The 25,646-nt window shown below is 66.7% G+C and carries 22 protein-coding genes; 7 read left to right on the forward strand and 15 right to left on the reverse strand.

The genetic code is table 11. From position 1 onward, the window contains the following. Position 1: 1 nt before the first annotated feature. Positions 2–1,744 carry a heparinase II/III family protein gene (locus ACOHWE_RS05420; RefSeq protein WP_420664761.1) on the reverse strand — a complete coding sequence of 581 codons (1,743 nt, stop codon included), beginning with the start codon at positions 1,742–1,744 and terminating at the stop codon, positions 2–4. Positions 1,745–1,856: 112 nt separating this feature from the next. Then, a complete protein-coding gene (locus ACOHWE_RS05425) occupies positions 1,857–3,113 on the reverse strand; it encodes an RsmB/NOP family class I SAM-dependent RNA methyltransferase (RefSeq protein WP_420664763.1) in 1,257 nt (418 codons plus the stop codon). Between the two features lie 89 nt (positions 3,114–3,202). Between ACOHWE_RS05425 and ACOHWE_RS05430 the strand changes: the two genes are divergently transcribed. Beyond that, positions 3,203–3,394: a DUF1674 domain-containing protein gene (locus ACOHWE_RS05430; protein WP_420664764.1), complete on the forward strand. Its 192-nt coding sequence runs from the start codon at positions 3,203–3,205 to the stop codon at positions 3,392–3,394. 152 nt (positions 3,395–3,546) lie between these two features. Here ACOHWE_RS05430 and dapB read toward each other — a convergent pair whose 3' ends face one another. Further along, the gene (gene dapB / locus ACOHWE_RS05435; RefSeq protein WP_420664765.1) at positions 3,547–4,356 is read right to left on the reverse strand and encodes a 4-hydroxy-tetrahydrodipicolinate reductase; all 810 of its coding nucleotides are present in this window, start codon (positions 4,354–4,356) and stop codon (positions 3,547–3,549) included. 87 nt (positions 4,357–4,443) lie between these two features. Between dapB and rbfA the strand changes: the two genes are divergently transcribed. Next, the gene (rbfA, locus tag ACOHWE_RS05440; protein ID WP_420664767.1) at positions 4,444–4,839 is read left to right on the forward strand and encodes a 30S ribosome-binding factor RbfA; all 396 of its coding nucleotides are present in this window, start codon (positions 4,444–4,446) and stop codon (positions 4,837–4,839) included. Continuing rightward, positions 4,836–5,591, forward strand: a complete 756-nt coding sequence (locus tag ACOHWE_RS05445) for a phosphodiester glycosidase family protein (RefSeq protein WP_420664769.1) — start codon at positions 4,836–4,838, stop codon at positions 5,589–5,591. Before rbfA ends, ACOHWE_RS05445 begins: the two co-directional genes overlap by 4 nt. Positions 5,592–5,641: 50 nt before the next feature. On the opposite strand, the gene ACOHWE_RS05450 is transcribed toward ACOHWE_RS05445, so the two are convergent. From ACOHWE_RS05450 to ACOHWE_RS05480, 7 genes are all read right to left on the reverse strand, one after another. Next, the gene (locus tag ACOHWE_RS05450) at positions 5,642–8,092 is read right to left on the reverse strand and encodes a GcvT family protein (protein WP_420664770.1); all 2,451 of its coding nucleotides are present in this window, start codon (positions 8,090–8,092) and stop codon (positions 5,642–5,644) included. Between the two features lie 82 nt (positions 8,093–8,174). After that, complete coding sequence (locus ACOHWE_RS05455) at positions 8,175–9,197, reverse strand: GlxA family transcriptional regulator (protein WP_420664771.1); 1,023 nt, start codon at positions 9,195–9,197, stop codon at positions 8,175–8,177. 96 nt (positions 9,198–9,293) lie between these two features. Beyond that, the gene (locus ACOHWE_RS05460; protein WP_420664772.1) at positions 9,294–11,744 is read right to left on the reverse strand and encodes a GcvT family protein; all 2,451 of its coding nucleotides are present in this window, start codon (positions 11,742–11,744) and stop codon (positions 9,294–9,296) included. A gap of 64 nt (positions 11,745–11,808) precedes the next feature. Further along, the gene (locus ACOHWE_RS05465) at positions 11,809–12,378 is read right to left on the reverse strand and encodes a helix-turn-helix domain-containing protein (protein ID WP_420664774.1); all 570 of its coding nucleotides are present in this window, start codon (positions 12,376–12,378) and stop codon (positions 11,809–11,811) included. Positions 12,379–12,578: 200 nt separating this feature from the next. Then, positions 12,579–13,034 carry a GAF domain-containing protein gene (locus ACOHWE_RS05470; protein ID WP_420664775.1) on the reverse strand — a complete coding sequence of 152 codons (456 nt, stop codon included), beginning with the start codon at positions 13,032–13,034 and terminating at the stop codon, positions 12,579–12,581. 39 nt (positions 13,035–13,073) lie between these two features. After that, positions 13,074–13,346, reverse strand: a complete 273-nt coding sequence (locus ACOHWE_RS05475) for a hypothetical protein (RefSeq protein ID WP_420664777.1) — start codon at positions 13,344–13,346, stop codon at positions 13,074–13,076. A 183-nt stretch (positions 13,347–13,529) separates the two neighbouring features. After that, positions 13,530–14,702: a thiolase family protein gene (locus ACOHWE_RS05480; protein ID WP_420664779.1), complete on the reverse strand. Its 1,173-nt coding sequence runs from the start codon at positions 14,700–14,702 to the stop codon at positions 13,530–13,532. A 95-nt stretch (positions 14,703–14,797) separates the two neighbouring features. Between ACOHWE_RS05480 and ACOHWE_RS05485 the strand changes: the two genes are divergently transcribed. The 3 genes from ACOHWE_RS05485 (at position 14,798) to ACOHWE_RS05495 (ending at position 17,626) form a co-directional block, all read left to right on the forward strand. Beyond that, positions 14,798–15,142 carry an STAS domain-containing protein gene (locus tag ACOHWE_RS05485; protein WP_420664781.1) on the forward strand — a complete coding sequence of 115 codons (345 nt, stop codon included), beginning with the start codon at positions 14,798–14,800 and terminating at the stop codon, positions 15,140–15,142. 35 nt (positions 15,143–15,177) lie between these two features. Further along, positions 15,178–15,633, forward strand: coding sequence for an ATP-binding protein (locus tag ACOHWE_RS05490; protein ID WP_420664783.1), 456 nt, complete (start codon positions 15,178–15,180; stop codon positions 15,631–15,633). Between the two features lie 415 nt (positions 15,634–16,048). Continuing rightward, positions 16,049–17,626 carry a gamma-glutamyltransferase family protein gene (locus tag ACOHWE_RS05495; protein WP_420664784.1) on the forward strand — a complete coding sequence of 526 codons (1,578 nt, stop codon included), beginning with the start codon at positions 16,049–16,051 and terminating at the stop codon, positions 17,624–17,626. Between the two features lie 65 nt (positions 17,627–17,691). Here ACOHWE_RS05495 and hspQ read toward each other — a convergent pair whose 3' ends face one another. Further along, a complete protein-coding gene (gene hspQ, locus ACOHWE_RS05500; RefSeq protein WP_420664786.1) occupies positions 17,692–18,018 on the reverse strand; it encodes a heat shock protein HspQ in 327 nt (108 codons plus the stop codon). 266 nt (positions 18,019–18,284) lie between these two features. Here hspQ and ACOHWE_RS05505 point away from each other — a divergent pair, with 266 nt between their 5' ends. Next, positions 18,285–18,872 carry a transglycosylase SLT domain-containing protein gene (locus tag ACOHWE_RS05505; RefSeq protein ID WP_420664788.1) on the forward strand — a complete coding sequence of 196 codons (588 nt, stop codon included), beginning with the start codon at positions 18,285–18,287 and terminating at the stop codon, positions 18,870–18,872. 220 nt (positions 18,873–19,092) lie between these two features. Here ACOHWE_RS05505 and ACOHWE_RS05510 read toward each other — a convergent pair whose 3' ends face one another. The 4 genes from ACOHWE_RS05510 to ACOHWE_RS05525 all read right to left on the reverse strand — a co-directional run bounded on the left by ACOHWE_RS05510 (position 19,093) and on the right by ACOHWE_RS05525 (position 25,569). Beyond that, on the reverse strand, positions 19,093–19,671 hold the full coding sequence (locus tag ACOHWE_RS05510; RefSeq protein ID WP_420664790.1) for a LolA family protein: 579 nt from the start codon (positions 19,669–19,671) through the stop codon (positions 19,093–19,095). A 93-nt stretch (positions 19,672–19,764) separates the two neighbouring features. Continuing rightward, positions 19,765–22,824 (reverse strand): DNA translocase FtsK, encoded by a 3,060-nt coding sequence (locus ACOHWE_RS05515; protein WP_420664792.1) that lies wholly within the window; start codon positions 22,822–22,824, stop codon positions 19,765–19,767. A 122-nt stretch (positions 22,825–22,946) separates the two neighbouring features. Continuing rightward, complete coding sequence (locus tag ACOHWE_RS05520; RefSeq protein WP_420664793.1) at positions 22,947–24,125, reverse strand: aminotransferase class I/II-fold pyridoxal phosphate-dependent enzyme; 1,179 nt, start codon at positions 24,123–24,125, stop codon at positions 22,947–22,949. Positions 24,126–24,237: 112 nt separating this feature from the next. Further along, complete coding sequence (locus ACOHWE_RS05525; protein ID WP_420664794.1) at positions 24,238–25,569, reverse strand: amidase; 1,332 nt, start codon at positions 25,567–25,569, stop codon at positions 24,238–24,240. Positions 25,570–25,646 lie beyond the last annotated feature (77 nt).

Genomic DNA, 25,646 nt, shown 5'->3' on the forward strand with positions numbered 1-25,646 from the left:
CTCAATCATAGGTCTCGGGGTCGTCCCGGTTCAGGTCTCGCACGGCAACCGCAGTCTCCTGCGTTTTGCTGAGCGTCCAGCGGACGCGCGTGGCATAACCGATGGCGCGCCCGGAAAGAACGATCTGCTGTGCCGCACGCGGCTTCAAGCGGGTCTGCTCCAGGTAGACGCCCGGCTCCAGCCGCAGGGCGCAGCTGCCGTCGTGGCGGAACACCCAGATCTCTCCGCTCTTGAGCGCCATGGATACTGCCGCGCCGCCCAAGTCAAGGGCTGCATCCACCTCCGGGTGCAGATGAAAGCGGATGTCGAAGCCGAGGCCGGCCTCGGGGCTGGCGTCGCGCGCCCGGGCAAAGCGCTTGCGGGCGGCGTCATCAAGCGCCACCAGCATGTCCTCTCCCGCCAGCTCGCGGCCGTCGAAGGCAAGGTCAAACGTACGCGCATGGGTGAGGCCGAACTGCCCGGCGTAGCCATCGTGCGCGGCTTCCAGGCGGAAGCGCTCCGGGCTGCCGCTCATTTCAAGCGGCACGTTCTGCGGTGCCTCGATCAGCGCCTCGAAGCCGGTGCCGCGGGCAGGCGGGGCCAGCCGGGCGCTGGAGTGGCCCTCAAGGCACAGGGTCGAATGCGAAGGCGTGGAGCGGCCGGCGCGGCGCCATTCCACCCCGAAGGCGGCGCCGGAGCCGCAGTTCACCACCAGCGGCCGCCGCCCGGAGGTGAGCTCAAAGGCCAGGGTGGAGGCATGGCCGTTGCCCGAGGCCGCGCCCGCGGGCGGCGGTGCTGCATCGACGATCACCGAGGTACGCCGGGCCGAGAGCCGCGCATAGCCCATCGCCAGGCCATCCGTCTGCCGCCCGGCCACGTGGCTCGCGGCCAGCGCGTGATCCAGCCGTCCCTCCAGCCCGCGGCCGCCGCCGTGGAACCGCGCCAAGCCCCCGTCGCTGTGGCGCAGGGTGCGGAGCGTGGGCGCAATGCGGGCGATGGCCTTGGAATGCGCCCGGGGCACACTGCCGCCTGCCTCGTGGAGAGCTGCAGAGACCCAAGTGAGCAGCATGAAGACATCCAGCAGCTCTTCCGGGTTTCGGGTCGGCAGGCCGCCTTGGCTGCCGATCTGGGCTTCGCATTCCGCGGCCAGCGCCTTGATCGCCGGGTCGGCCAGTTCCTCGCAGCCCTCCAGGGAGAGGCCCGCATAGACCAGCCCGGCAAGCGCCTCAAACCGCGGCAGGCCGGGGGCCGTGCCCTGCCAGCGGTGCGACAGAAACCAGGCCTGCTGCGCAAGCGAGCGGAAGAAGGCATCGCTGTCCGGCTTGCCAGGACCGCCGAGCAGGAACGGCGCGTGATTGATCCAGCGGATCACCCGGCGCCCGGTCAGCTCCGGCAGCCAGCCCGGCCCCGGGCCGCGGCCATGCTGGCGGATCCAGCCCCAGACCCATTTCTGCGCCTTGGCCCGCGCCGCCGGATCGCCCACCGCGGCAAGATCGTCGAGCCAGGCGAAACCGTGCCGCTCGGCATCGAAAGCGGCGTCTGGGGCTTCGACTTCCCACAGGCCCGTGTCGGTGGATTCCACGAGATACCCCGCAAACAGGAGGTTGCCCGCGACCAGCTGCCGCCCGCGGGCATAGCTGCCGATGGTGCGCGGCTCCGGCTGGGAGACAAAGCCGGTGGCAGCCGGACGGCGGCGCGCGCGCCAGGCGTAGAGCCGGTTCAGGAACCGGCTGCCTCGGGTCGTCCTGCTGTCGGGTCTGGCCATGCTCGCTGCCTCACGCCTTGGGGCGTTTTGGCGGCAGCATAACCGGGCGCGGGGCTCAAGTCACCGGGTTATGCCGCGATTGGCACAGGCCCGCCGGCGCGCCGCCGCGGCGTCAGGCGGCCTTGCGCAGCAGCGCCATGTAGAAGCCGTCCATACCGCCGTGCTCCGCCCAGTAGTCCGGGCGCAGGCGCAAGCCGCCCTCGGGGGTGATCCAGGCGTCCTCGATGCCCGGCAGGTGCAATGCGGCCCGGTCGGCCTGCATGTCCGGAAACATCTCCAGCGCGTCCTCGATGTGGCACTCGCCCTCGTCCGGCAAGAGCGAGCAGGTGCAGAACACCAGCCGCCCGCCCGGCTTCACCAGCGTCCAGGCATGGGCGAGCATCTGCGCTTGCAGTTCGATCAGGGCGCCGAACTCGCTGCCGTCCTTGGCATGCGGCAGGTCCGGGTGGCGTCGGATGGTGCCGGTGGCGGAACAGGGCGCATCCAGCAGCACCGCGTCGTACTGGCCCTCCTGCGCCAGCGCATCGCCCGCCACCAGCGTGGCCTTGAGCCCGGTGCGGGCAAGGTTCTCCTCCAGCCGGGAGAGCCGCGCCCCGGAGATGTCAACCGCGGTGACACCGGCGCCGGCGGCCGCCATCTGCAGCGTCTTGCCGCCGGGTGCGGCGCAGAGGTCGAGCACCTGTTCACCGGGCTGCGCATCCACGAGCCGCGCGGGCAGCGCCGCCGCCGCGTCCTGCACCCACCAGTCGCCCGCGCCGTAGCCGGGCAGCGCCGAAACCTGCCCGGCCGCCGTGAGCCGCACGGAGCCTGTGGGCAGCATCTTCCCGTCCAGCGCAGAAAGGCCGGCGCCCGGTTTCCCGGTCAGATCCAGCGGCGCGCCAGCATAGTGCGCGGCCTCCATCGCCAGCATCGCCTCCGCGCCCCAGGCCTGCACCAGCGGCTTTCTCAGCCAGTTCGGCAGGCGCGGGATGCGCAGCTTGGCCCATTCGGCGGGACCCTCCTCGGCCACCTTGCGCAGGACCGCATTGACCAGACCCTTCAGTGCCCCATGGCGGCGGTGTTTGGAGACAATCGCCACCAGTTCGTTCACCACGCCATGCGCGGCTCCGCCGCCGCAGAGCTCCACCGTGCCAAGGCGCAGCGCGTTCAGGACCGGCAGCGGCGGCGTCTTTTTCAGGTGTTTCTTCAGGACCCGGTCGGCACGTTCGAGGCTGCGCAGCGTGTCCGCCGCCAGCCGCTGCGCCCGCGCCCGGTCCTCCGGTGCCAGCTTCTCCAGCGCGCCGGAGGCGTAGCATTCCGCCAGCAGCCGCCCCTCGCCCAACACCTGGTCGAGGAGGTAAAGCGCCGTGCGGCGGGCTTGGTCGGTCATCGGGTTACTCCTTGTGACGCGGTGGCGCGGGCGGCTTGTTCCCGCCGGGCAAGCGCATATATCATGGGCCGAGCATAAAGGAACCCGTGATGAGCGACGAGACCGCCCCCGACCGAAAAGACCTGCCGCCCGCCGCCCAGCGCGCCCTGGCCGAGGCCGAGGCCCGCCGCAAGGCCGCCGAGGCGGAGACCCCCCTGCCCAAGGAACTGGGCGGGCGCGACGGGCCGGATCCAGCGCGTTATGGCGACTGGGAGAAAAAGGGCATCGCCGTCGATTTCTGAACGGTGATGAGGGGGCGCTGCCCCCTCGCAGGCTGCGCCTGCTCACCCCCGGAGTATTGGGCGAAAGATGAAGCCGCTGGTTGGGGCGCTTTCATCTTTCCTGAAAATACTCCCGCCGGAGGCAGCGGCCATGGGCCGCTTTCCGGGAGGCTTCAGAGCCCCAGCACGTCCACCATGTCATATTCGCCCGGCGCCTTGCCCTGGCCCCAAAGCGCGGCCTTCAGCGCGCCGCGGGCAAAGATCGCGCGGTCGGTGGCGAGGTGGCGCAGCACGATGCGCTCGCCTTCGGCGGCAAACAGCACGTCATGCTCCCCCACGATGTCGCCGCCGCGGATGGCGGTGAAGCCGATATCGCCGCGCTTGCGGGCGCCGGTGATGCCGTCGCGGCCGGAATCGCGTACATCTTCCAGCGTGACGCCGCGGCCCTCGGCGGCTGCCTCGCCCAGCATCAGCGCGGTGCCGGAGGGGGCGTCCACCTTGTGGCGGTGATGCGCCTCGATCACCTCGATGTCGAAATCCTCGTCCAGCGCGGCGGCGACCTTTTTGGTCAGCTGCACCAGCAGGTTCACGCCGAGGCTCATGTTGCCCGCGCGCACGATGACCGTCTTCTTGGACGCGTTCTTCAGCCCGGCTATCTGCTCTGCGCTCATGCCGGTGGTTCCGATCACATGCACCGCGCCGGCTTCCGCCGCGAGTTTGGAGAAGGCGAGCGACGCCTCCGGCGCGGTGAAGTCGATCACCGCCTGCGCCTGGGCGAAGGCCGCGGCGGCATCATCTGTTACGGTGACACCCACGGGCCTACCGCCCATCATCTCGCCTGCGTCGCGGCCGATCCAGCCGTGGCCCGGACGATCCACCGCCCCGGCGAGCCTGGCCGTACCGCTCTCCAGCACCGTCTTCATCAGCATCTGCCCCATGCGCCCCGATGCGCCGGTGATCACGATCCCTGGTTTCTCCGTCATTGGCCCCGATCCTTTCTGCAAGCTGGATTTGTCCTAGCCTGCCGGCGGGCGCTTGGCAAAGCCCGCGATCCGTCTTAGATCGGGGTTATGGCAAAGAACAAATTCCACGATGGCCCCGGCCCCTCCCAGCGGCAGCTTCGCGTCGGCGAACTGATCCGCCGCACCCTGTCCGAGGTGCTGGCGCGCGGCGATGTGCATGACCCCGACCTCAACCGCATGTCGATCACCGTCGGCGAGGTGCGCACCTCGCCCGACCTGAAGATCGCCACCGCCTTTGTGCTGCCCCTGGGCGGCAAGGGGCAGGAGGATGTGCTGAAGCTGCTTGCCCGCAACAAGGCCGAGCTGCGCCGGATGGTGGGCAAGAAGCTGGGGCTGAAGTACACCCCCGATCTGCGCTTCCGCCTGGACGAGACCTTCGACCAGATGGACGACACCCGCCGGATGCTGAGCCAGGACGCGGTGCGCCGCGATATCGAAGAATGATCCGCAGGGCGGCGCTCGTTCTGGCAGCGCTCTGGGCCGTGCCTGCGGCGGGCGGCGCGGTGGAGTGCAATGACGTCTCCTACGAGGGCAACCGCTACTCGATCTGTGAAGTGGATGCCGCGCAGGAGGAGCTGCGGCTGTTCCTACGTAATGGCGATGGCGAGGTCTACGGCCATTTCTCCACCCTTGAGGACGCGCTTGCGGCCGAAGGCAAGGAACTGGCCTTTGCGACGAATGCGGGCATGTACCACAGCGACCGCGCGCCTGTGGGCCTTTATGTCGAGGACGGCGCGCAGGAGATGCGGCTGGTCACCAACGCAGGCCCCGGCAACTTCGGCCTGCTGCCCAACGGCGTCTTCTGCATCCGCGAGGACCGCGCCGACGTCATCGAGACGCTGGCCTTCGAGAAGGCCGCGCCAGATTGCAAATACGCCACCCAGTCCGGCCCGATGCTGGTGATCGACGGCGAGCTGCATCCCCGCTTCCTGCCGGATTCGGACAGCTACTATATCCGCAACGGCGTCGGCACCAGCGCCGATGGCCGCCGGGTGGTGTTTGCAATCTCGCGCAATGCGGTGACCTTCCACCAGTTCGGCAGCCTGTTCCGCGACTACCTCAACCTGCCGAGCGCACTGTACTTCGACGGCAACGTCTCGCGCCTGCATGCGCCGCAGCTGGGGCGCAGCGATGCGGGGTTTTCTATGGGACCGGTGGCTGCCGTGGTGAAAAAGGCCGCACCTGACGGCGGCTGAGGTATTCCGGGCGGAACCATGAGTTGGGCCAGCCCGGAATCTGTGTCTTCTCAGGCCTTCACCCTCTCCGATCCGGGATCGTACATCGGCTTTAGAGAAGCTTCCGCCCGCACCTTCACGCCGCAGACGTCGATCTCGTAGGTGGAGCCCAGAACATCCGCCGCGCTTTCGCCTTCGCACGGCACATAGCCGAGGCCGATGGCAGCGCCCAGCGTGTGGCCGTAGTTGCCGGAGCTGAGGTAGCCCACGTATTTGCCGTCGCGGATGATCGGCTCGTTGTGGAACAGGAGCGGCTCCGGATCGGTGAGCTTAAACTGCAGCATCCGGGTTTTCGGTCCGGTTTCCTTGCGTTCCAGCACTGCCGCCTTGCCGATGAAGTCGTCCTTGTCTGTCTTCACCGCAAAGCCGAGGCCCGCGTCGATCACGTGATCTTCGCAGGTGATGTCGTGGCCGAAGTGGCGGAAGCCCTTCTCGATCCGGCAGCTGTCCATCATGTGCATGCCGCAGAGCTTCAGCCCCATCTCCTGGCCCGCCTCCCACAGAGTCTCGAAGGCGTGGCCCGCCATGTCGGCGCTCACATAGACTTCCCAGCCCAGCTCGCCCACGTAGGTGACGCGGTGGACGCGGGCGAGGCCCATGCCCAGCTCGATCTCCTGCGCGGTGCCGAAGGGGTTCACCGCGTTGGAGAAATCGTTGGGAGAGACCTTCTGCAGCAGCTTGCGCGCGTTCGGGCCCATCACCGCCAGCACGCCCTCGGAGGCGGTCACATCGGTGATCACCACGCTGAACTCGCCGCGGTGGCGCAGCATCCAGGTCTGGTCGGCAAGCCGCGTGGCAGCGGGGGTCACCACCAGATAGGCGGTCTCCGACAGGCGCGTCACGGTCACGTCCGCCTCGATCCCGCCGCGGGGGTTCAGGCACTGGGTGTAAGTGATCTTGCCCGCGGGCACCGAGAGATTGGCGCCGCAGATATAGTTCAGGAAGGCTTCGGCTTCGGGGCCTTCGACGCGGATCTTGCCGAAGGAGGACATGTCGTACATGCCGACGTTTTCGCGCACGGCACGGTGTTCGGCGGCGGAGTTCTCGAACCAGTTCTGGCGCTTCCAGCTGTAGCGGTATTCCCGCTCCTGGCCTTCGCCTGCGAACCAGTTGGCGCGCTCCCAGCCCGCCAGCTCGCCGAACACCGCGCCCTGCTCTTTCAGGTGGTGATGGAACGGCGTGCGGCGGACACCGCGGGCGGTGGCTTTCTGGCGGTAGGGGAAGTGGTCGGCATAAAGCAGGCCCAAGGTCTCTTTGGAGCGTTCGAACAGGTAGTGCTTGTTGCCCTGGAACGGCTGCATGCGGGAGATGTCGACATCGCCGAGGTCGAAGGGCTTCTGGCCGTCCTCCATCCACTGCGCCAGCGCCATGCCGGCACCGCCCGCGGACTGGATGCCGATGGAGTTGAAGCCCGCCGCGACCCAGACATTGTCCATCTCCGGCGCGAGGCCGAGGTGGTAAGCGTCATCCGGCGTGAAGCTTTCGGGGCCGTTGAAGAAGGTGTGGATACCCGCCTCCGCCAGCATCGGCATGCGGTTGCAGGCGGCTTCAAGGATGGGTTCGAAGTGGTCGAAGTCCTCGGGCAGCTGGTCGAACTCGAAACTGTCGGGGATGCCGTTCATCGCCCAGGGCTTGGCGTTGGGTTCAAACGCGCCGAGGAGGATCTTGCCCGCGTCCTCCTTGTAGTAGGCGCATTCGTCCGGCACCCGCAAAACCGGCATCTGGGTGAGGCCCTTGATGCCCTCGGTCACGATATAGAAATGCTCGCATGCGTGCAGCGGCACGTTGACGCCCGCCATGCGGCCGACCTCATGCCCCCACATGCCGGCGCAATTCACCACCATGTCGGCCTTGATGTGCCCCTGCGACTGGCCGTCATCGCTGACCCAGTCCACGCCGGTAACGCGGCGGCCCTGTTTCGCGATGCCGGTCACCTTGATACGTTCCTTCACCAGCGCGCCGCGCTGGCGGGCGCCCTTGGCCAGCGCCAGCGCGATATTGGCCGGATCGCCCTGCCCGTCCTTGGGCAGCCACACACCGGCGGTCACGTCCTCGATGTTGAGGTGGGCGTACTTCTGTTTCACCTCGGCAGGCGAGATTTCCTCAACCTCGACCCCGAAGGCCCGCGCCATGGCGGCCTGGCGGAAGATCTCTTCCTTGCGCTCCTCCGTCAGGGCCACAGTGATCGAGCCGCAGCGCTTGAAGCCGGTGGCAACGCCGGTTTCCTCCTCCAGCGCGCCATAGAGCTCCTGGCTGTACTTCGCCAGTTTGGTCATGTTGGCGGTGGCGCGCAGCTGCGCGATGAGCCCGGCGGCATGCCATGTGGTGCCCGAAGTCAGCTGCTTGCGCTCCAGCAATACCACGTCCTGCCAGCCCAGTTTGGTCAGGTGATAGGCCACCGAACAGCCGACCACACCGCCGCCGACAATCACTACGCGGGCCTTCTCGGGAAGATCGCTCATCTCATCTCTCCAGAATCTCGATGGGGTCAGCCTGCCACGGAGAGGCGGCAGGAAATGCATCAAAAACGTCAGCCGTCCGGGGCTATTCCCCGGCTTGCAGAATTTCTTGCGGAAGAGCGCCGCCCAGCCGCCGCCGCTTGCGCAGCGCAAACGGGGTGATGCCGAAAAAGCTCTTGTAAAGGCTGGAAAACCCGTTGGGAAAACCGCAGGCGAGGCCGATCTCCCGGACGCTCATGGTGGTGTTCAGAAGCAGATTGTTGGCGCGCGAGAGCCGCATTTCCCGGTAAAACCCGTTGGGTGTGGTGGCGAGAAACGTCTTGAATTTGCGCTCCAGTGACCGGTTGGAGATGCCCAAGGCCGAAACGATTTCGCGGATCGGCACCGGCTCTTCGATATTGGCCTGCATGATGCGGATACAGTGGTCGAGCTCGCTGTCGCCGGTGATGGTCGGTTTGGCGCCGGCAAAGGGCTGCAGCGAGCCGTAGTCGCGCACCTGCTCGTGCAAGAGGATGTTGGCCACTGTCATCTGCGCCGCAGCCGAAGTGAGCTGCCCTACCAGCGCCAGCGCAATATCGGTGGTCGCACCCATGCCCGCGCAGGTGACGATCGGCCCATCCTCGCAGGCCAGCGCATGGGACGCATCGGCCAGCCCCAGCCGCTCGCGCAGAAGGGCCGAGTTCTCCCAGTGGGTGGTGCGCCGCCCGGCGCCGCTGCCCTGTTCGCTGATGTAGCGCGCCGCAGCTTCGGCCAGCAGGAATACCTTGCAACCGCGGCTGGTGTAGGTCTGGATTACCCGGGCGCAGGACAGCCCCGGGTGCGCCGGGTCGGAATTGCCCAGGACAAAGGCGAAATCCGCGTCCGGCCGGGGGACATAGGCTTCACTGTCGACGCTCAGGCCCGCCCGGCAGCTCATCCGCCCCCCCGCGGCCGAGCGCACGGTCCAGCTGAATGGCGGCTGCGCGAGCACCCGGTTGGCGATGCGGAACACCTCCAAGAGTGCGGAGATCTCGGTCAGCACGAAGCCTTCGCAGATCAGGATGTCGATGGTCCAGACCCGGGCGGGGTCCTGAGCCTTGGCGGTCTTGCGCGGTTCCGGCAGGGTCATGGCGGGCCTCTCCCACTCGCGGGCCCGCACCACGCAGTACGGAGCGGGCCGGTCAGAAAAACGGCCCGGGACATCTGCCCGGGCCGCTGGATTTCGTCAGGCGCGCAGGCGGGCGTTCTCCGGATCCCAGAGCGGCGCGTCTTCCTGCACCACCGCGCGGCATTTCGCGCCGTAGATATCGACCTCCAGCTCGGTGCCCGGCGCGGCCAGGTCGGCCCGCACCATGCCAAGCGCAATGGAGGCATTGACCCTGTAGCCCCAGTCGCCGCTGGTGGTCTCGCCCACGATCTCGCCGTCTTTCCAGAGGCAGGACATGTAGGGCGCATCGGCTTCGCCTGCCTCGACGATGAGGGTGACGAAACGCTTCTTCACGCCCTGCTCCGCCTCGGCCTGGATCGCCGCCTTGCCGGGGAAATCCTGCGGCTTGTCCAGCTTCACGAACCGGCCGAGCCCGGCCTCCAAGAGCGAGTAGTCGCTGGAGAGATCGCCTTTCCAGGTGCGGTAGCCCTTCTCGATGCGCAGGGAGTTCAGCGCATACATGCCGAAAGGCTTGGCGCCGCCTGCAAGGATCGCCTCGTAGATCTCAGACTGATGGGCGTTGGCGCAATGCACCTCCCAGCCGAGTTCGCCGGCGAAGGAGACCCGCGCGAGGAACGCGGGCTTGCCCGCCACCGTGGCCTCCTGATGGGTGAGCCAGCCGAGGCTGAGATCGGCGTCCGAAATCCCTGCCAAGAGCGCGCGCGATTCGGGCCCGGTCACGATCATGGTGGCGTATTCGGTGGTGTGATCGGTGAGGCTCAGCCCCTCGGGCAGGGCCTTCTTCAGCACCTCGAAGTCATGCCACTGCGCGGCGCCCGCGGTGATCAGGGTGAAATGGTCCTCGCCATGGCGGATGCAGGACATCTCGGTCAGGATGCGGCCACGCGGGTCGGCGAAATAGATCAGGTTCATCCGCCCCGGTTTGGGCAGGCCGCCGGTCACTAGGCCGCGCAGCCATTCCGCCGCGCCTTCGCCCGAAAGGTTGAAGCGCGAGAAGCCCGGCAGGTCCAAGACGCCGACGCGATCGCGCACCGCCTCGCATTCTTCCTTTATGCGCTGCTGCCAGGGGCCGGAGCGGCCCCAGGTGTGCGTCGCCGCCTCCGAGGTGTCATCGCCCGGCTTGGCAAACCAGTTCGCCCGCTCCCAGCCGTTGTAGACGCCCATCTGGCCGCCGAGTTCCTTCACCCGGGCATGCACCTGGCTCACCTTCTTGTCCCGCGCAGCGGGCCATTCGTGATGCGGGAAATGCATGGCGTATTCGTTGCCGTAGACCTCCATCCCCTTCTGCACGCAGTAGTCGTGATCGGTGTAATCGGTGTAGCGGCGCGGATCGACGGCCCACATGTCCCACTCGGTTTGCCCGTCGACGATCCACTCGGCCAGCACCTTGCCCGCACCGCCGCCCTGGGCGATGCCGAAGGTGAAAACGCAGGCCTCGAACGCATTTTTAACGCCGGGCATCGGACCGATCAGCGGCAGCCCGTCGGGGGCATAGGGGATCGGCCCGTTGATCACGCGCGCAACGCCCGAGGTGGCCATCAGCGGCACCCGCTCCATGGCGTCGGTGACGATATCCTCGATCCGGTCGAGATCGTCGGACCAGAGCTGGAAGGAGAAGTCATCCGGCATCGGGTCGGCTTCGGTGTCCCAATGCGCCCGGCAGTTGGGCTCATATGGGCCGAGGTTGAAGCCATGCTTCTCCTGCCGCAGGTAGTAGGAGACATCGACGTCGCGCAGCAGCGGCAGCTTGGCGCCGCTGTTCTCCTTCGACCAGGCTTCGACCTCGGGGATCTCCTCGGTCAGCAGGTACTGGTGGCTCATCACCATCATCGGCACCGTGCGCCCGCCATAGGGCTTGAACCACTCGCCGACGCGCTGCGCGTAATAGCCGGCCGCGTTCACCACGTAGTCGCATTCGATATCGCCCTTTTCCGTGTGGACGATCCAGCTCTTGTCTTCCTTCCGGGTGACGCCGGTGGCGGGGCAGAAGCGGATGATCCGCGCCCCCATGTCGCGGGCGCCTTTGGCCAGCGCCTGGGTCAGCTGGGCCGGGTCGATGTCGCCGTCGGTGGGATCATAAAGAACGCCTTTGAGATCATGGGTCTCCAGGAACGGGTAGCGCGCCTTGGCTTCCTCGGGGCTCCAGATCTCCATCTCGATGCCCTGGTAGCGGCCCATCGAACAGGCGCGCTCGAACTCCTGCATCCGCTCCTTTGTATGCGCCAGCCGGATCGAGCCCGACTGGTGGTAGTTCATCGGGTAATCCACTTCGTCGCCAAGGCGGGCATAAAGCTCGGTCGAATAGCGCTGCATGTTCATGATCGACCAGGAGGTCGAAAAGGTCGGCACATTGCCCGCCGCATGCCAGGTGGAGCCGGCCGTGAGCTCGTTCTTCTCCAGAAGCACGCAGTCGCTCCAGCCCTTTTTGGCCAGATGATAGAGTGACGAGCAGCCCACGACGCCGCCGCCGATAATGACCACCCGGGCCTTGTTTGGAAAATCGGACATGATCGCTCCCTGTTTCTCAGTCCTGTTGCGGCGCTGCGGCCGCTGCTTGGTGTCCTCGTCCGCGTCAGTAGACCGGCGGCGCAATCACCCAGACTGCCACCGCCGGTTCGTCGTACGGGTTGGCCCATTGGTAGGGCTCGTGCCGGATACGGAAACTGTCGCCGGGGCCGACGGTGAAAGCCCGCCCGCCGATTTTCAGGTCGAGCCGGCCGGAGATCATGTAGCCCACCTCCTGCGTCGGCCGGTCGGCGGGTGTCTGCATCTTCGAATGCGGCCGGAAGGTGGAATGCACCATCTCGAAATCATCGGTGAGGTCAGGCGACAGCAGCTCCTCGATCAGCCCCTCCTCGCCCGAGCCCATCGGCCGCCGGCTGCCCGCACGCACGATGTAGCCGTGTTCCTCGGCCGGCGCGCCTGCGTGGGCAAACAGCATCGACATCGGCACTCCCATGGCCTTGGCAATCTGGCGCAGGTCCGAGATCGAAGGCTCCGACAGGTCGCGCTCCACCTGGCTCAGCCAGCCCACCGAGCGGTTGAGCTGCGCCGCGGTCTCCGCCAGCGTCAGCCCGCGCGCTTTGCGCAGGGCGCGGATATCAGCACCAAGCGTGGCCGCGGGCAGGGTCTGGTCGTTCAAGGGGATGCTCCGGGTTCGTGAAATTCAACTCTCGAATTTCACGATGCCGCGAGTCGGTGAAATTTCCAAGAGATTTTTCACCAGACGCCGCGGACCTGAAAAAACCGGCGCATCCAACGCGCCGGTTCATCCTACTTTCTGACCCGAAATACCCTGGGGTGAGGCCGCAGACCGAGGGGCAAAGCCCCTTCAAAGCCCGCTCAAACCTGCGAGAACACCTTCGCGAGAATCGCCTCAAGCTGTTCCGCGTCCTCGCCCGTGAACGCATCGGGCTGGTCGCTGTCGATGTCGAAGACCCCGATCAGTTCCCCGCTCCCGTTCCGGACCGGCAGCACCAATTCCGACCGCGTCGAGGAGGCGCAGGCGATGTGGCCCGGGAAGGCGTCTACATCCGGCACCAGCTGGACCTCGCCGCTGCGCGCCGCTGCGCCGCAGACGCCGCGGGAGAAGGGGATCTGCAGGCAGCCATGGCCGCCCTGATAGGGGCCGATCTTCAACAGCTCCGGCGCGGTCACCCGGTAAAAGCCGGTCCAGTCGAATCGGCCGTCGGAATGGTGCACCTCGCAGGCCACCGTCGCCATCAGCGCAACCGCGTCACTTTCGCCCTCACACAAGGCCGCGATGGTCTTGGCCAGGGTTTCGTAGTTGACCCGCATGGCTTTCACTCCTTCACCGTGGGTAATTGTTGAGCAGAATTAACCTTTTAAGGCGTACTTCCGGACCGCACGCCTTACGGGAAGGTCATGCACACCGAATATTCGATAGACACCGCATAGAACCCACATCTGCTCTGCTATCAATGCCATAGAGCCCAAAAAGAACGGAGCAAGCGGCAAAGCGAAAAAGCTGAGCAAGATCTCCACCAACTCACTTTCAATTGCAAAGACCATCAAGAATGCTGAGATAAGTATATTTAACGCAAAAAGCAAAATAATCGAAATAGCAAAAACCATTAATGCGCTAAGCATTACTCTGCCATCGTCTATTCGCCTTAAGCAGAAACTGTACAATTGACGCACAAGGCACCTCAATATTGGCTGGCGGAGGCGATTCTGAGTAGAGGGGGCTGTCTGCCCCCTCTTGACCTTCCGGTCAATTCACCCCCGAGGGTATTTCCGGCCAGAAAGTGGCCGGAAAGCAGAAGGCGCGGATCAGACCCGCTCGATCGCGATCGCCGTGCCTTCGCCGCCGCCGATGCAGATCGCTGCGATGCCGCGCTTCAGCCCGCGTTTTTCCAGCGCGTTCAGCAGGGTGACCATGATCCGCGCGCCAGAGGCGCCGATCGGATGGCCAAGCGCGCAGGCGCCGCCGTTCACGTTCACCTTCTCGCGCGGGATGCCCATTTCGCGCATGAAGGCCATCGGCACCACCGCGAAGGCTTCGTTCACCTCCCAGAGGTCGACGTCCGCGGCGCTCCAGCCCAGCCGTTCCAGCAGCTTCTGCGCCGCAGGCACCGGCGCGGTGGTGAACCAGCCCGGCGCCTGGGCGTGGCTGGCATGGCCGAGCACGCGGGCACGCACCGTCAAACCCTGCGCCTCTGCGGCTTCTGCCGAGGCCATCACCAGCGCCGCCGCGCCATCCGAGATGGAAGACGCATTGGCCGCGGTCACCGTGCCGTCCTTGCGGAAGGCCGGTTTCAGCGTCGGGATCTTCTCGGGGCGTGCCGATTTCGGCTGCTCGTCGGTGTCCGTCACCACCTCGCCCTTGCGGGTTTTAACGGTAACGGGGGTGATTTCGCCCGCGAAAGCGCCGCTCTCCTGCGCCTCCAGCGCATTCGACAGGGATTTCAGGGCGTATTCATCCTGCTCTTCGCGGCTGAACTGGTACTTTTCGGCGCAATCCTCGGCAAAGGTGCCCATCAGACGGCCTTTGTCGTAGGCGTCCTCCAGCCCGTCGAGGAACATGTGGTCGATAACCTGCCCGTGGCCGATGCGGGCGCCGCCGCGCATCTTCGGCAAAAGGTAGGGCGCGTTGGTCATGCTCTCCATGCCGCCGGCGATCATGGTGTCCGCCTGGCCGAGCGCGATCTGGTCATAGGCGATCATCGCCGCCTTCATGCCGGAGCCGCACATCTTGTTGAGCGTGGTAGCGGGCACTTCTTCGCCGAGGCCTGCGGCAAAACCTGCCTGGCGCGCCGGGGCCTGGCCCTGGCCTGCGGGCAGCACGCAGCCCATCAGCACCTCGTCCACGGTGCTGGCGCCGGCGCCCTCAAGCGCCGCCTTGATGGCCGCGCCGCCGAGCTCGGCGGCGCTCACGCCATCATACATGCCCTGGAAGCCGCCCATCGGGGTGCGCGCGGCGCCTGCGATGACAACATCTTTCATTGATTTTTCCTCCAATCATCAAAATTACACATACAGAATGGTAAGCTTTGAGGTCTAGAGTGCAGCGAGATCACCTATCACTCCGGGGGAGAGACATGAGCCTGACAACGACCATGACGGACGATGCCCAGATCGTCAAAGTCAACGCGGACCGCATTGATGCCGCCATGGCCATCCAGTTCAAGGAAGACATGCGGAGCGAGACCGAAAGCGGGCCGGAGCGGGTGATACTGGACTTGTCGCAGGTTCAGTTCATCGATTCCAGCGGCCTCGGCGCAATCGTGGCGGCCATGAAGCAGCTGGACGGCAGCCGCCGGCTGGACCTGGCCGGACTAACGCCGATGGTCGAGAAGGTCTTCCGCCTGACCCGGATGGATACCGTCTTCAATCTCTACGGGTCGATCAGCGAGGCGACGTCCCCGGCACGGGCAAACACGTGACATTAAGCGCGCTGGCGGCGCAAAGCGAGAATTTGATGGTAAGAACCTTCGCCTGCTCGTTCACGGCCACTGACATGGATGCCCGCGCGGGCATCGCCGATATCGTTTCCCGGCTGCGCACGCTCGGAGTGCCGGGGGAGCGTGCTGACGAGGTGCAGATCGCGCTGACCGAGGCGGTCAACAATGTGGTCGAACATGCCTATGCCGGCACTGCGCCGGGCGATGTGACAATCGGCTGCCAACTGCATGCCGAACAGCTCTGGGTGAACATCCGTGATGCCGGCGGCCCCTACCCCGGCGGCCAGTTGCCCGACGGTAAGCCCGCGGACGTCAGCGTCCCGCATACCGATCTGCCCGAGGGCGGCTTCGGCTGGTTCCTGATCCGCGAGTTGACCAGCCAGATCAAGTATGAGCGTACCGGCAGCGGCAACAACTTGTCGCTGTGCTTCGAAATCAAGCTGACCGGCCGCCCCGATAGCCCCCGCAATTAATGCCCGGCGGCGAGCCCTTCCGCCGCAGCGGGCTCCGGAGCCCGAACAGAGGCGGGAACGCGGCCGCCCAGCGCGCGCAGGATCTGCCCCACCCTTGAGGCAGCAACCATCGCCCGGCCCGGAAGGCGGAGAGGCTTCTTGTTGCGAGGATTTGACGACCCGCCGCAATGGCGCCCCAATCCGGGCCAAGCCCTGCCCGAAATATCTGCAAAAGATTGATCCGTAGCTCAAGAAAGCTCTGCCCCGGCGCCGCGCAGATTGCCCCCACCATCGGGCGGTGCCGGGGGTCCTTCCTCCCCCGGCCGCTCCTGTCCCGCACCGCCCCGGTTCCGCGCCGCTGCGTCAGGCCGCTATAAGGATTGCCAATGGCGGCCCTTTCCTTAGGGTCATGTCCGGCAGCAAGAGGAGGTGAGCCATGCGGGATTTTCATCGGAACGGACGGTCGGCGGTCTTTGCCTCTAACGGCATGTGCGCCACCTCGCATCCGCTGGCAGCGGCCACAGCGGTCGACATCCTCAAGCGCGGCGGCAATGCGATGGATGCGGCGATCGCGGGGGCGGTGCTGCTGGGGATTTGCGAACCGCAGATGACTGGCATCGGCGGCGACTGCTTCGTGCTCTACTCGCGGCCCGGCTCCCCCGAAATCCATGCGCTGAACGGCTCCGGCCGGGCGGCGGCAGCGGCGAGCGCGGCGGATCTGCGGAGCCAGGGCCTGAACGCGGTGCCGCTGGGCAGCGCGCATGCGGTGACCCTGCCGGGCGCGATCGATGCCTTCTGCCGGCTCGCCGAAAGCGAAGGCAAGCTCGGGCTGGCAGTGCTCCTGGAGCCCGCTATCCGCTATGCCGAGGAAGGCGTTCCGGTGGCGCCGCGCACCGCCTTTGACTGGCAGAACAGTGCGGACAGGCTGCAGGGCGCGGCGCGCAACGCCTATCTGCAGGACGGCAAGGCGCCTGCCGCGGGCGCGCTGTTCCGCGCACCAGGGCAGGCCGAGGTGCTGCGCCGCATCGCCCGGGACGGGCGCGATGCCTTTTACACCGGCGAGGTCGCCGCGGACATGGTGGCCGCGCTCACCGCGCTTGGCGGGGTACAGACCGCGGAGGATTTTGCCGCGGTCCGGGCGGACGTCACGGAGCCGGTCTTTGGCACCTACAAAGGTATGGAACTGGCCGAGCATCCGCCCAACGGTCAGGGCGCAACGGCGATTCTTCTGCTCAACATTCTCAAACATTCCGACATCGCGGGCATGGATCCCTTCGGGGCCGAGCGCGCCCATATCGAGGCTGAGGCCAGCAAGCTCGCTTATGATGCACGCAACCGCTTCCTCGCCGACCCGGACCACACCGCGCGGCTTCAGCACATGCTGGCACCGGAGACCGCCGAAAAGCTCGCCGCGCTGATCGACCCGCACCGGGCTATGGCCGCGGCCGCGCCGCTTACCGAGTCGGTCCACAAGGACACGGTCTACATCACCGTCGTGGACAAGGACGGCATGGCGGTCTCGCTGATCTATTCGATCTTTCACAGTTTCGGATCGGGGATCGCCTCGGAGAAGTTCGGTATCCTGATGCAGAACCGCGGTGCAGGCTTCACGCTCCAGGAAGGCCATCCGAACGAGATGGCGGGCGGAAAGCGGCCGATGCACACGATCATCCCCGCGATGCTGCGCCAGGAGGGCCGCGTGGTGATGCCCTTCGGGGTGATGGGCGGTGCCTACCAGCCCACCGGCCACGCCCGGCTGCTGACCAACGTGGCGAATTTCGGCATGGAGCTGCAGGCCGCGATTGACGCGCCGCGCTGCTTTGCCGATGGCGGCGTACTGAAGGCCGAGCGCGGCTACAGCGCCGCGGTGCTGGAGGAGCTAGCCGGGATGGGCCACAAGATCGAAGTGCCAGAGACGCCGCTTGGCGGGGCTCAGGCGATTTTCATGCACGCATCGGGCGTGCTGGAGGGCGGCAGCGACCCGCGCAAGGACGGCTGCGCGCTGGGATATTGAGCACGGGGCATTAGAGGTCAGGGGGGCGGGTCTGCTGCGGCCCTGCGCCGCTATGGCGGCCGCGGTCAGTTCAGCTGGAAATCCAGGGAATAGGCGCCGCCGTCGAACTGCCCGAACATCTCGGTGACGTCGGGGTGGCCTACCGGCTCGCCCGAGTAGTCGGCCACCAGGTTCTGCTCCGAGACGTAAGCCACGTAGTAGGACTGCTCGTTCTCGGCCAGCAGGTGATAGAAAGGCTGGGCCTTGTGCGGCCGGCTGTCCTCGGGGATGGCCTGATACCATTCCTCGGAATTGGCGAACTCGGGATCGACATCGAAAACCACACCGCGGAACGGGTGTTTGCGGTGCCGGACGACTTGCCCCAGATTGTATTTTGCGCGCGACTTCAGCATGTTTTTCCAGCTCCCATACTTTCCTAAATAGCGCTTCGTGCCGGGGAAAGTCCAATCGTTGGCGCAGATTTCCGGGGAAACATTCTGTGAGCTCATCCGTTACAGTGGCGGTTTTCCGCTGCAGAGACGGTACTAGCGGCAGGGTTGCCGCATCCGGGCTTCCGTTTTGCAGCATGGCCCTCAGCCCCCCTCACAACCTGAAATTTGATTTTCACCCGGGCGGCGATCCGGTAGACTCGCGGCAAAACAAAAAAGTGGCAGAGGCAATGAGCAGAATCATCAGCGCCCTGGTTCTCCTGCTGGGGCTGGCGTCCTGCGGGGGCGGGTACAACGAGCCGCCGCGCAATCTGGACAATGCGTGCAGCATCATCAAGCAGCGTCCGGAATACCTGAAGGCCTTCCGCGCCACCCAGCGCCGCTGGGGGGTGCCGGTGCATGTGCAAATGGCGACTATCTACCACGAGAGCCGGTTCCGCGGCGATGCCCGCACGCCGCACCAGTACCTCCTGGGCGTGATCCCGGTCGGGCGGCAATCGAGCGCCTACGGCTACAGCCAGGCGCTGGACGGCACTTGGGACGACTACCGCCGCGACACCGGGCGGCGGCGGGCCAAGCGGGACCGGATCAAAGACGCGGCTGACTTCATGGGGTGGTACATGGCGAAGAGCCGGACCAAGAACGGCATCCCGCTTTATGACGCGCGCAACCAGTATCTGGCCTATCACGAAGGCCACTCCGGCTATGCCCGCGGCAGCTACCGGCACAAGGCCTGGCTGATGCAGGTGGCCTCGCAGGTGGAGGCGCGGGCGCGCACCTACCAAGCCCAGCTGGCCACCTGCCGCCACTACCGCTAAAGACGGCATTTTCTGCTGCACCCCACGGCCTGGCCAGGGGTGCAGCAGTGCGCACCCGCAACACCTTCGCCCAGGACGCTCCCGCCCGGTGTCAGGCGCTTTCTGGCAAACTCGCAAACCGCCCCTTGGGCCGGGCAGCGCGCGTGCGCGCGCTGCGGGCGCTCTTCTCCAAAATATGTTTGAGGCCGGCAAACGGGGCGTTTTTTGCCGGCCGCACGGCTTAGCGGCTGCGGCCGGGGCGGAACAGTGAACCAGGCAGGCTGACACCGGTCTCCAGCGCGCCGAGCACGACGGTGGTGCTTTCGCCTGCGCTGTCATGAACCACCCATTTGCGCAGTTCGACCGGATTGCCGGTGAACATCATCTCAATGCTGCCATGCTCCGGGTGTTTCGGATCCTGCGCCCGTACCACGGTGGAGGTGCCATCGAAGCTGTGGCCCACCACCATATTGGCGCGGCCCAGGTCGACGTTGCGTGCCAGGATGATCGACAGCGGCGTGCGGCTGAGCGGGTAAGTCTCCGCCGGCTGGTTCGATTTCGGGTCCTCGATCACCACGGCGCCGCCGCCGGCGATCACGGTGCCGCCCTTGTTGTCGTACTCAAAGCGCATCCGGCCCGGGCGGTGCATGTAGAGCTTGCCGGTGGACAGGCTGCCATCGCCGTTGATCTGGGTGAACGGCGAAGACGCGGTCGAGATCCCGTTCAGATAGCGCGAGATCTCGTTCAGGCTGAGTTTCTCGGCGGCCCAGGCTCCGGGGGCCGCGACGATCAGCGCAAGGGTGAGTAAAATCCGTTTCATGAGACCAACATAGGCGCGGGCCTGCAAATGTGAAGATGCCGGCCCGCGGGCGGGGCCGGCATCGGCAGATAATCGTGCAGGTTTCCGCTCAGGTTACTGTTCCGGCACCAGAATCTCGCGCTTGCCCACGTGGTTCGCGGCCGAGACCACGCCCTCCTCCTCCATCTGCTCGACCAGGCGCGCGGCCTTGTTGTAGCCGATCGCCAGCTTGCGCTGGATGTAGGAGGTGGAGCACTTGCGGTCCTTGACCACGATCGCCACCGCGGTGTCGTAGAGCGCATCCTCGGTATCGGTGTTGCCGCCGGTGGAGAGCCCCAGCACCGCGTCGATGTTGTCGGCCTTTTCCTCGTCGGGGCCATCCAGCACACTTCCAACGTAATCCGGCGGGCCGAACTGCTTGAGGTGGTTGACCACCTCCTCGACTTCCTCATCCGACACGAACGGCCCGTGGCAGCGGGTGATCTTGGCGCCGCCCGCCATGTAGAGCATATCGCCCATGCCGAGGAGCTGCTCGGCGCCCATTTCGCCAAGGATCGTCCGGCTGTCGACTTTGGAGGTCACCTGGAAGGAGATCCGGGTCGGGAAGTTCGCTTTGATGGTGCCGGTGATCACATCGACCGAGGGACGCTGGGTGGCCATGATCAGGTGGATGCCCGAGGCCCGCGCCATCTGCGCCAGGCGCTGGATGCACGCCTCGATTTCCTTGCCCGCAACCATCATCAGGTCGGCCATCTCGTCGACGATAACGACGATGTAGGGCAGCGCGACGGGCTGGAATTCCTCGGTCTCGAACACCGGCTCTCCGGTGTCATCGTCGAACCCGGTCTGCACGGTGCGCGAGAACATCTCGCCCTTCGCCAGAGCCTCCTTCACCCGGCCGTTGTAACCCGCGATGTTGCGCACGCCCATCTTGGACATCTTGCGGTAGCGGTCCTCCATCTCGCCGACCACCCACTTGAGCGCGACGACAGCCTTCTTGGGGTCGGTGACCACCGGGCTCAGCAGGTGCGGGATGCCGTCATAGACCGACAGTTCCAGCATCTTGGGGTCGATCATGATCAGGCGGCATTCCTCCGGCGTTAGCTTGTAGAGGAGCGACAGGATCATGGTGTTGATCGCGACCGACTTGCCGGAGCCGGTGGTGCCCGCGATCAGCAGGTGGGGCATCTTGGCGAGGTTTGCGACCATGCTGTCGCCGCCGATGTCCTTGCCGAGCGCCAGTGGCAGCGCGTGGTTGCCGTCGCCGAAGTCGCGGCTGGCAAGGATTTCCCGCAGCACCACCTTTTCGCGGTTTTCGTTCGGAAGTTCGATGCCGATCACGGTGCGCCCCGGCACGGTAGAGACCCGCGCCGACAGCGCCGACATGGAGCGGGCGATATCGTCGGCCAGGCCGATAACGCGGGACGCCTTAAGGCCCGGAGCCGGCTCCAGCTCGTACATGGTGACGACGGGGCCGGGGCGGACTGAGACGATCTCGCCCTTCACGCCATAATCGTCGAGCACCGATTCCAGCATGCGCGCGTTCTCCTCCAGCGCTTCGTCGCTGAGGTGGTGGCGCTCAATATTCTGCGGGTTGGTGAGCAGGCTGAGCGGCGGCAGTTCGAAATCGCTCTCTGCCTCGGTGAAGGCGAGGTTGGGCTGCGCTTCGGCCTTGGCGCGGGCGGAGGGCTGGGCGGGTTTCGGTGCAGGCTTGCTGACCACCGCCTTGCGCGGCTCAGCCTTGGGCAGGTCGACGGTGAGGCGCGGGCCGGGGGCTGCGGCCGGGGCACCAGCTGGTGTTTCACCGGAGGCCGGGGCAGAGGGCGCGCGGCGCAGTTCGCGCCCGGCGTCAGATGCGGTAGGCAGGCTGCTGGGCAGGGCCTCGGAGGGCATGTGGTCCGGCACTACCTCAGGCCAGTCCATCCCGGCTTCGTCTTCCGCCACGTCATAGGCAACTTCGGAGGGGATCTCCTCCACTTGGGGCTCCCAGTCGGGAGCGACCGCGGCGGTGAGCCGCGGCACCGGCGCACCGGTCAGCGGCGGTTCCGGCGGCAGGCCGGCCGGAGCGGGGTTCGGGTTGAAGATCAGCGGTGCCGGGCGTTGGCCGCGGCCCTTGGTCAACGGCAGGTTCGGGTCGGGCTCCGGCGGCTGTTCGGCAGCGCGGCGGATGCGGACGGCATTGGCGATCTTCTCGGAGATGCGGGTCTCGCCGGGCTGGCCGTTGTAAGCTTCCGCGCCACAGGCATCATCCTCCCAGCCGGCCGGTTCCGGCTCCGCCGGGGTGCGGCGGATCAGGCCGGGCATGCGGGCCAGCAGGCCCGGTTTAGCGGGTGCCGCGGGGGCGGGTGCTGGGGCTGCCACCGGCGCCGCGACGGCGGGGGCGTAATTGTCCTCGGGGTAGTCCTCGAAGACGTCGGCGTCCGGGTCGGCGTAGGCGCGGGCCTCGTCTTCCGCGTCGAAGCCCGCCGCCCGTTCGGCCTTGTTGCGGCGGTAGGTCATTGCCGCCTGCAGACCGCTGGAGGCGCCGCGGCCCAGCAGACCGGCGGCGGCGTCATAGGCTAGGATCAGGCCCAGGAGCACCCGGCGCAGACCCGCTTTCACCTCGGGCCAGGTGAAGCCCAGCACCGTGCTTCCCAGCGCCAGCATGCCCGCCGCGGTGAGGAGCGACATCAGCTTCACCATGAACTGCAGGCTGACGGGCAACAGCGACAGCAGCGCGCCAAGGAAGGTATAGCCGACCATGCCGCCCAGACCCGAGTGATGCGCCGCCTGCCAGGCGGGCGTCGCATTCAGCGTCTCCATGTGCAGCGCCACCACCAGCAGCCACGGCACCGAGAGCAAGAGCGGCCAGATCACGCGGTCCTCGCCCTTGTGCAGCACGAAACGCGCGCCCCAGACCGAGAGGAACAGCGGCAGCGCCCAGCTTGCCAGCCCGAACAGCGTGATGAGGATGAAGGAGATCGAGGCGCCGGGGCGGCCCATCCAGTTCTGCACCGGCGCATCGGTGGAGACCATCCAGTTCGGATCGTCCGGCGTGTAGCTGCCGATCATCGCCGCCAGGGCGAGGCCGAGCCCGATCAGGACGACCCCGATCAGCTCCTTGCCGCGCTTTTCGATGGCTGCCTGCATGTTGCTGTCAAGCAGCGGATCGCGGCTGCGGGATTGAAATGCCATGCCTACCTCGGTTCCGTTTCCTTGCCGGCCCTGCCCCGCTGTTGGCCGCGGGGTTCATGGGACCGGTGCGTTTCTTGCTCTTGGCGCGGCGGCCTGCCCCAATGCGGGCCGCCGGGCAGATGTCAGTACAGGCACGCGCGCAGGGTGGTGAGCGCGGTGCGGGTCTGTTCGGCGGGGGCGACCAGCGCCACCCGGATGTATGTCTCGCCCGGGTTCCGGCCCGGTTTCCCCTGTGCCAGGTAGGCGCCGGGCAGCACCCGCACGCCGGTTTCCTGCCAGAGTTTCAGCGCCGCGCGCTCGCCATCCTCGACCGGCAGCCAGAGGAAGAAGCCCGCCTCCGGCGCCATGTATCCGTCAAGGCCCGCGAAGACCTCATCGGCGATGGCGTATTTCTCCTGATAGAGCGCGCGGTTTTCCTGCACATGCGCCTCGTCCGCCCAAACGCGGGCGGCGGCGGCCTGCAGGGGCCCGGGCAGCGGTGCGCCGGAATAGGCGCGCAGCTGCTTGATCCGCTTGAGGCTTTCCGGCCCGCCCGCGACCAGCCCGGAGCGCAGCCCCGGCAGGTTTGAGCGTTTGGAGAGCGAGTTGAACAGCACCACCCGCTCCGGGTCCGCGCCCAGCTCCTGCGCGACGGTGAGCGCGCCCACAGGCGGCGTGTCGCGGTAGATCTCGGAGTAGCATTCATCGGCGAAGATGCGGAAGTCGTGTTTCTCCGCCAGCCGGATCAGCCGCTCCCAGTAGTCCCGCGAGGCCACCGCGCCCTGCGGGTTCGCGGGGGAGCAGATGTAGGCCACTGCAGTGCGGTCCAGCACCTCGGGCGGAAGGCTCTCGTAGTCGGGCAGATGGCCGGTTTCAGCGGTTGCGGGCACGAACACCGGCTCCGCCCCGACCGAGATCGTCGCCACCATGTAGACCTGGTAGAACGGGTTCGGGATCAGCACCGCGGGGCGCTGGCCGTTCTTCTGCTCCGGGCACAGCGCCATCGCCGCGTTGTAGAGCCCCTCGCGGGTGCCGTTGAGCGCCATCACATTGGTCTCGGGATCGAGGCTCACGCCATAGCGGCGGCTGATCCAGTCCGTGATCGCGCCGCGCAGCTCGGGCGTGCCGTCGTTGGCCGGGTACTGGTTGAAGGCCGCGGCGTTCTCGGCAATCACCTCGCTCACCCACTGCGGGAACGCGTGTTTCGGCTCGCCAATGGTCATATGCACCACGTCCCCGCCCGGGGCGTGGTGGTCCAGAAGCGCCCGCAGGCGCGGAAAGGCATAGGCAGGCAGGTTCGCGAACCGCTCTGGGAAAGTCATGATTTTCAAGCCTCGGTCACGGGATCATGGGCGCCCCGTTTGCGCCTCAGGTTACAGGGAGGGGGCGGATGCGTCCACCCGGTGATCGCCCGGCGCGGGGCGAATGTGGCATTCAGACAAGAGCGGCCTCCACCGCGGCGCCAATGCGCAGCAGTGCCTCTTCGCCGTGGGGCTTGCCCAGGAGTTGCAGACCGCAGCTTGGGGTGCCGGTGGGCAGCGACAGGCCGCTCAGCCCCATCAGGTTGCCGACGCGGGTGTTGCGGAGTGCAAGGAGGTTGGCCTTCACGTAGTACTCCCGGTCGCTTTGCAGCCGCGCCACGTTGGGCGGCAGGTTCGGCGCCGTCGGGCTCAGCACCGCGTCAAAGCCCGCGACGGCGCGGTGCCAGGCCGCGCGGTACCGCTCCAGCGTCTGCCAGGCGGCGACGTAATCGGGGCCGGAGAACTGCGCGCCGGTGCGGAAGCGTTCGAGGATCTCACCATACATCAGATGCGGAGCCGCCTCGATCACGTCCTTCCAGAGGCCATAGGCTTCGGTGGTATAGAGGATCGGGCTGAGGTCCATCGCCTCGGCCAGTTCCGGCACCTCCAACGGCACGATCTCGGCTCCGGCATCGCGCAGCCGGTCCAGAGCGGAGGCATGGGCGGCGGCAACCCGCGGGTCGATGTCCGATAGCACCACGGTCTGCAGATCGGCAAAGCGGCGGCTCTTGAGCGGCGGAGGACTGCGCAGGTCCGGCCCGGTAGTGCCCTCAAGCAGGCCAAGCAGCAGGCCTGCGTCCTCCACCGAGCGGGCGAGCGGGCCGATGGTGTCGAACTTCAGGCAGAGCGGAACCGCGCCGTCGAGCGGGATGCGGCCCGAGGTGGTCTTCAGCCCCACGAGATCGTTCCAGGCCGCCGGGATGCGCACCGAGCCGCCGGTGTCCGAGCCGATGGCTCCCGCCGCCAGCCCATGCGCAACCGAGGCCGCGGCGCCGGAGGAGGACCCGCCGGGCGCAGCCCCCGCATCGTTCACGTTGGGGGGCGTCGCGGTCACCGGGTTGAAGCCGAGGCCGGAGAACGCCAGCTCGCTCATATGCGTCTTGCCGAGGCAGATGGCCCCCATCGCGGTAGCATTGCGCAGCACCGGCGCGTCGCGTTCCGGCACCCGGCCTTTGAGGAGCGCCGAGCCGGATTCGGTGGCAATCCCTGCGCTGTCGAAGAGGTCCTTCCAGCTCAGCGGCACCCCGTCGAGCGGTGAGCGGCGCAGGCCGGCCTTGGCGCGCGCCTCTGCCGCGGCGGCCTCCGCCAAAGCGCGGTCTTGGGTCACTTGGGTGTAGATCCGGGTGGCCTCCTGGTGGGCATCGATCGCCTCCAGGTAGCTGCGGGTCAGCGCCAGCGGGCTGATCTCCCCCGCCGCGATTCCCCGCCCCAGGCTGGCGGCGGTCATAGTCAGCCACTCGTTCATCGGCTCGTCTCCCCATGCGTTTGCGGCAAACGGTAGCGGCAGCGCAGCGCAGGCACAATCCCGCGCTTGGCGGATGG

This window comes from Cribrihabitans neustonicus, from assembly GCF_048820895.1.
GTDB classification, from domain to species: Bacteria; Pseudomonadota; Alphaproteobacteria; order Rhodobacterales; family Rhodobacteraceae; genus Cribrihabitans_A; species Cribrihabitans_A neustonicus.

What these genes read in the sequence shown, in the direction of transcription:
- ACOHWE_RS05460 (WP_420664772.1), bottom strand. Translation starts at nt 11,744, where the DNA reads ATGTCCGATTTTCCAAACAAGGCCCGGGTGGTCATTATCGGCGGCGGC.
- rbfA (WP_420664767.1), top strand. Translation starts at nt 4,444, where the DNA reads ATGGCAAAGAACAAATTCCACGATGGCCCCGGCCCCTCCCAGCGGCAG.
- ACOHWE_RS05470 (WP_420664775.1), bottom strand. Translation starts at nt 13,034, where the DNA reads ATGCGGGTCAACTACGAAACCCTGGCCAAGACCATCGCGGCCTTGTGT.
- ACOHWE_RS05510 (WP_420664790.1), bottom strand. Translation starts at nt 19,671, where the DNA reads ATGAAACGGATTTTACTCACCCTTGCGCTGATCGTCGCGGCCCCCGGA.
- ACOHWE_RS05485 (WP_420664781.1), top strand. Translation starts at nt 14,798, where the DNA reads ATGAGCCTGACAACGACCATGACGGACGATGCCCAGATCGTCAAAGTC.
- ACOHWE_RS05505 (WP_420664788.1), top strand. Translation starts at nt 18,285, where the DNA reads ATGAGCAGAATCATCAGCGCCCTGGTTCTCCTGCTGGGGCTGGCGTCC.
- ACOHWE_RS05495 (WP_420664784.1), top strand. Translation starts at nt 16,049, where the DNA reads ATGCGGGATTTTCATCGGAACGGACGGTCGGCGGTCTTTGCCTCTAAC.
- ACOHWE_RS05520 (WP_420664793.1), bottom strand. Translation starts at nt 24,125, where the DNA reads ATGACTTTCCCAGAGCGGTTCGCGAACCTGCCTGCCTATGCCTTTCCG.
- ACOHWE_RS05425 (WP_420664763.1), bottom strand. Translation starts at nt 3,113, where the DNA reads ATGACCGACCAAGCCCGCCGCACGGCGCTTTACCTCCTCGACCAGGTG.
- ACOHWE_RS05430 (WP_420664764.1), top strand. Translation starts at nt 3,203, where the DNA reads ATGAGCGACGAGACCGCCCCCGACCGAAAAGACCTGCCGCCCGCCGCC.
- ACOHWE_RS05480 (WP_420664779.1), bottom strand. Translation starts at nt 14,702, where the DNA reads ATGAAAGATGTTGTCATCGCAGGCGCCGCGCGCACCCCGATGGGCGGC.
- ACOHWE_RS05515 (WP_420664792.1), bottom strand. Translation starts at nt 22,824, where the DNA reads ATGGCATTTCAATCCCGCAGCCGCGATCCGCTGCTTGACAGCAACATG.
- dapB (WP_420664765.1), bottom strand. Translation starts at nt 4,356, where the DNA reads ATGACGGAGAAACCAGGGATCGTGATCACCGGCGCATCGGGGCGCATG.
- ACOHWE_RS05475 (WP_420664777.1), bottom strand. Translation starts at nt 13,346, where the DNA reads ATGCTTAGCGCATTAATGGTTTTTGCTATTTCGATTATTTTGCTTTTT.
- hspQ (WP_420664786.1), bottom strand. Translation starts at nt 18,018, where the DNA reads ATGCTGAAGTCGCGCGCAAAATACAATCTGGGGCAAGTCGTCCGGCAC.
- ACOHWE_RS05445 (WP_420664769.1), top strand. Translation starts at nt 4,836, where the DNA reads ATGATCCGCAGGGCGGCGCTCGTTCTGGCAGCGCTCTGGGCCGTGCCT.
- ACOHWE_RS05420 (WP_420664761.1), bottom strand. Translation starts at nt 1,744, where the DNA reads ATGGCCAGACCCGACAGCAGGACGACCCGAGGCAGCCGGTTCCTGAAC.
- ACOHWE_RS05455 (WP_420664771.1), bottom strand. Translation starts at nt 9,197, where the DNA reads ATGACCCTGCCGGAACCGCGCAAGACCGCCAAGGCTCAGGACCCCGCC.
- ACOHWE_RS05450 (WP_420664770.1), bottom strand. Translation starts at nt 8,092, where the DNA reads ATGAGCGATCTTCCCGAGAAGGCCCGCGTAGTGATTGTCGGCGGCGGT.
- ACOHWE_RS05525 (WP_420664794.1), bottom strand. Translation starts at nt 25,569, where the DNA reads ATGAACGAGTGGCTGACTATGACCGCCGCCAGCCTGGGGCGGGGAATC.
- ACOHWE_RS05490 (WP_420664783.1), top strand. Translation starts at nt 15,178, where the DNA reads ATGGTAAGAACCTTCGCCTGCTCGTTCACGGCCACTGACATGGATGCC.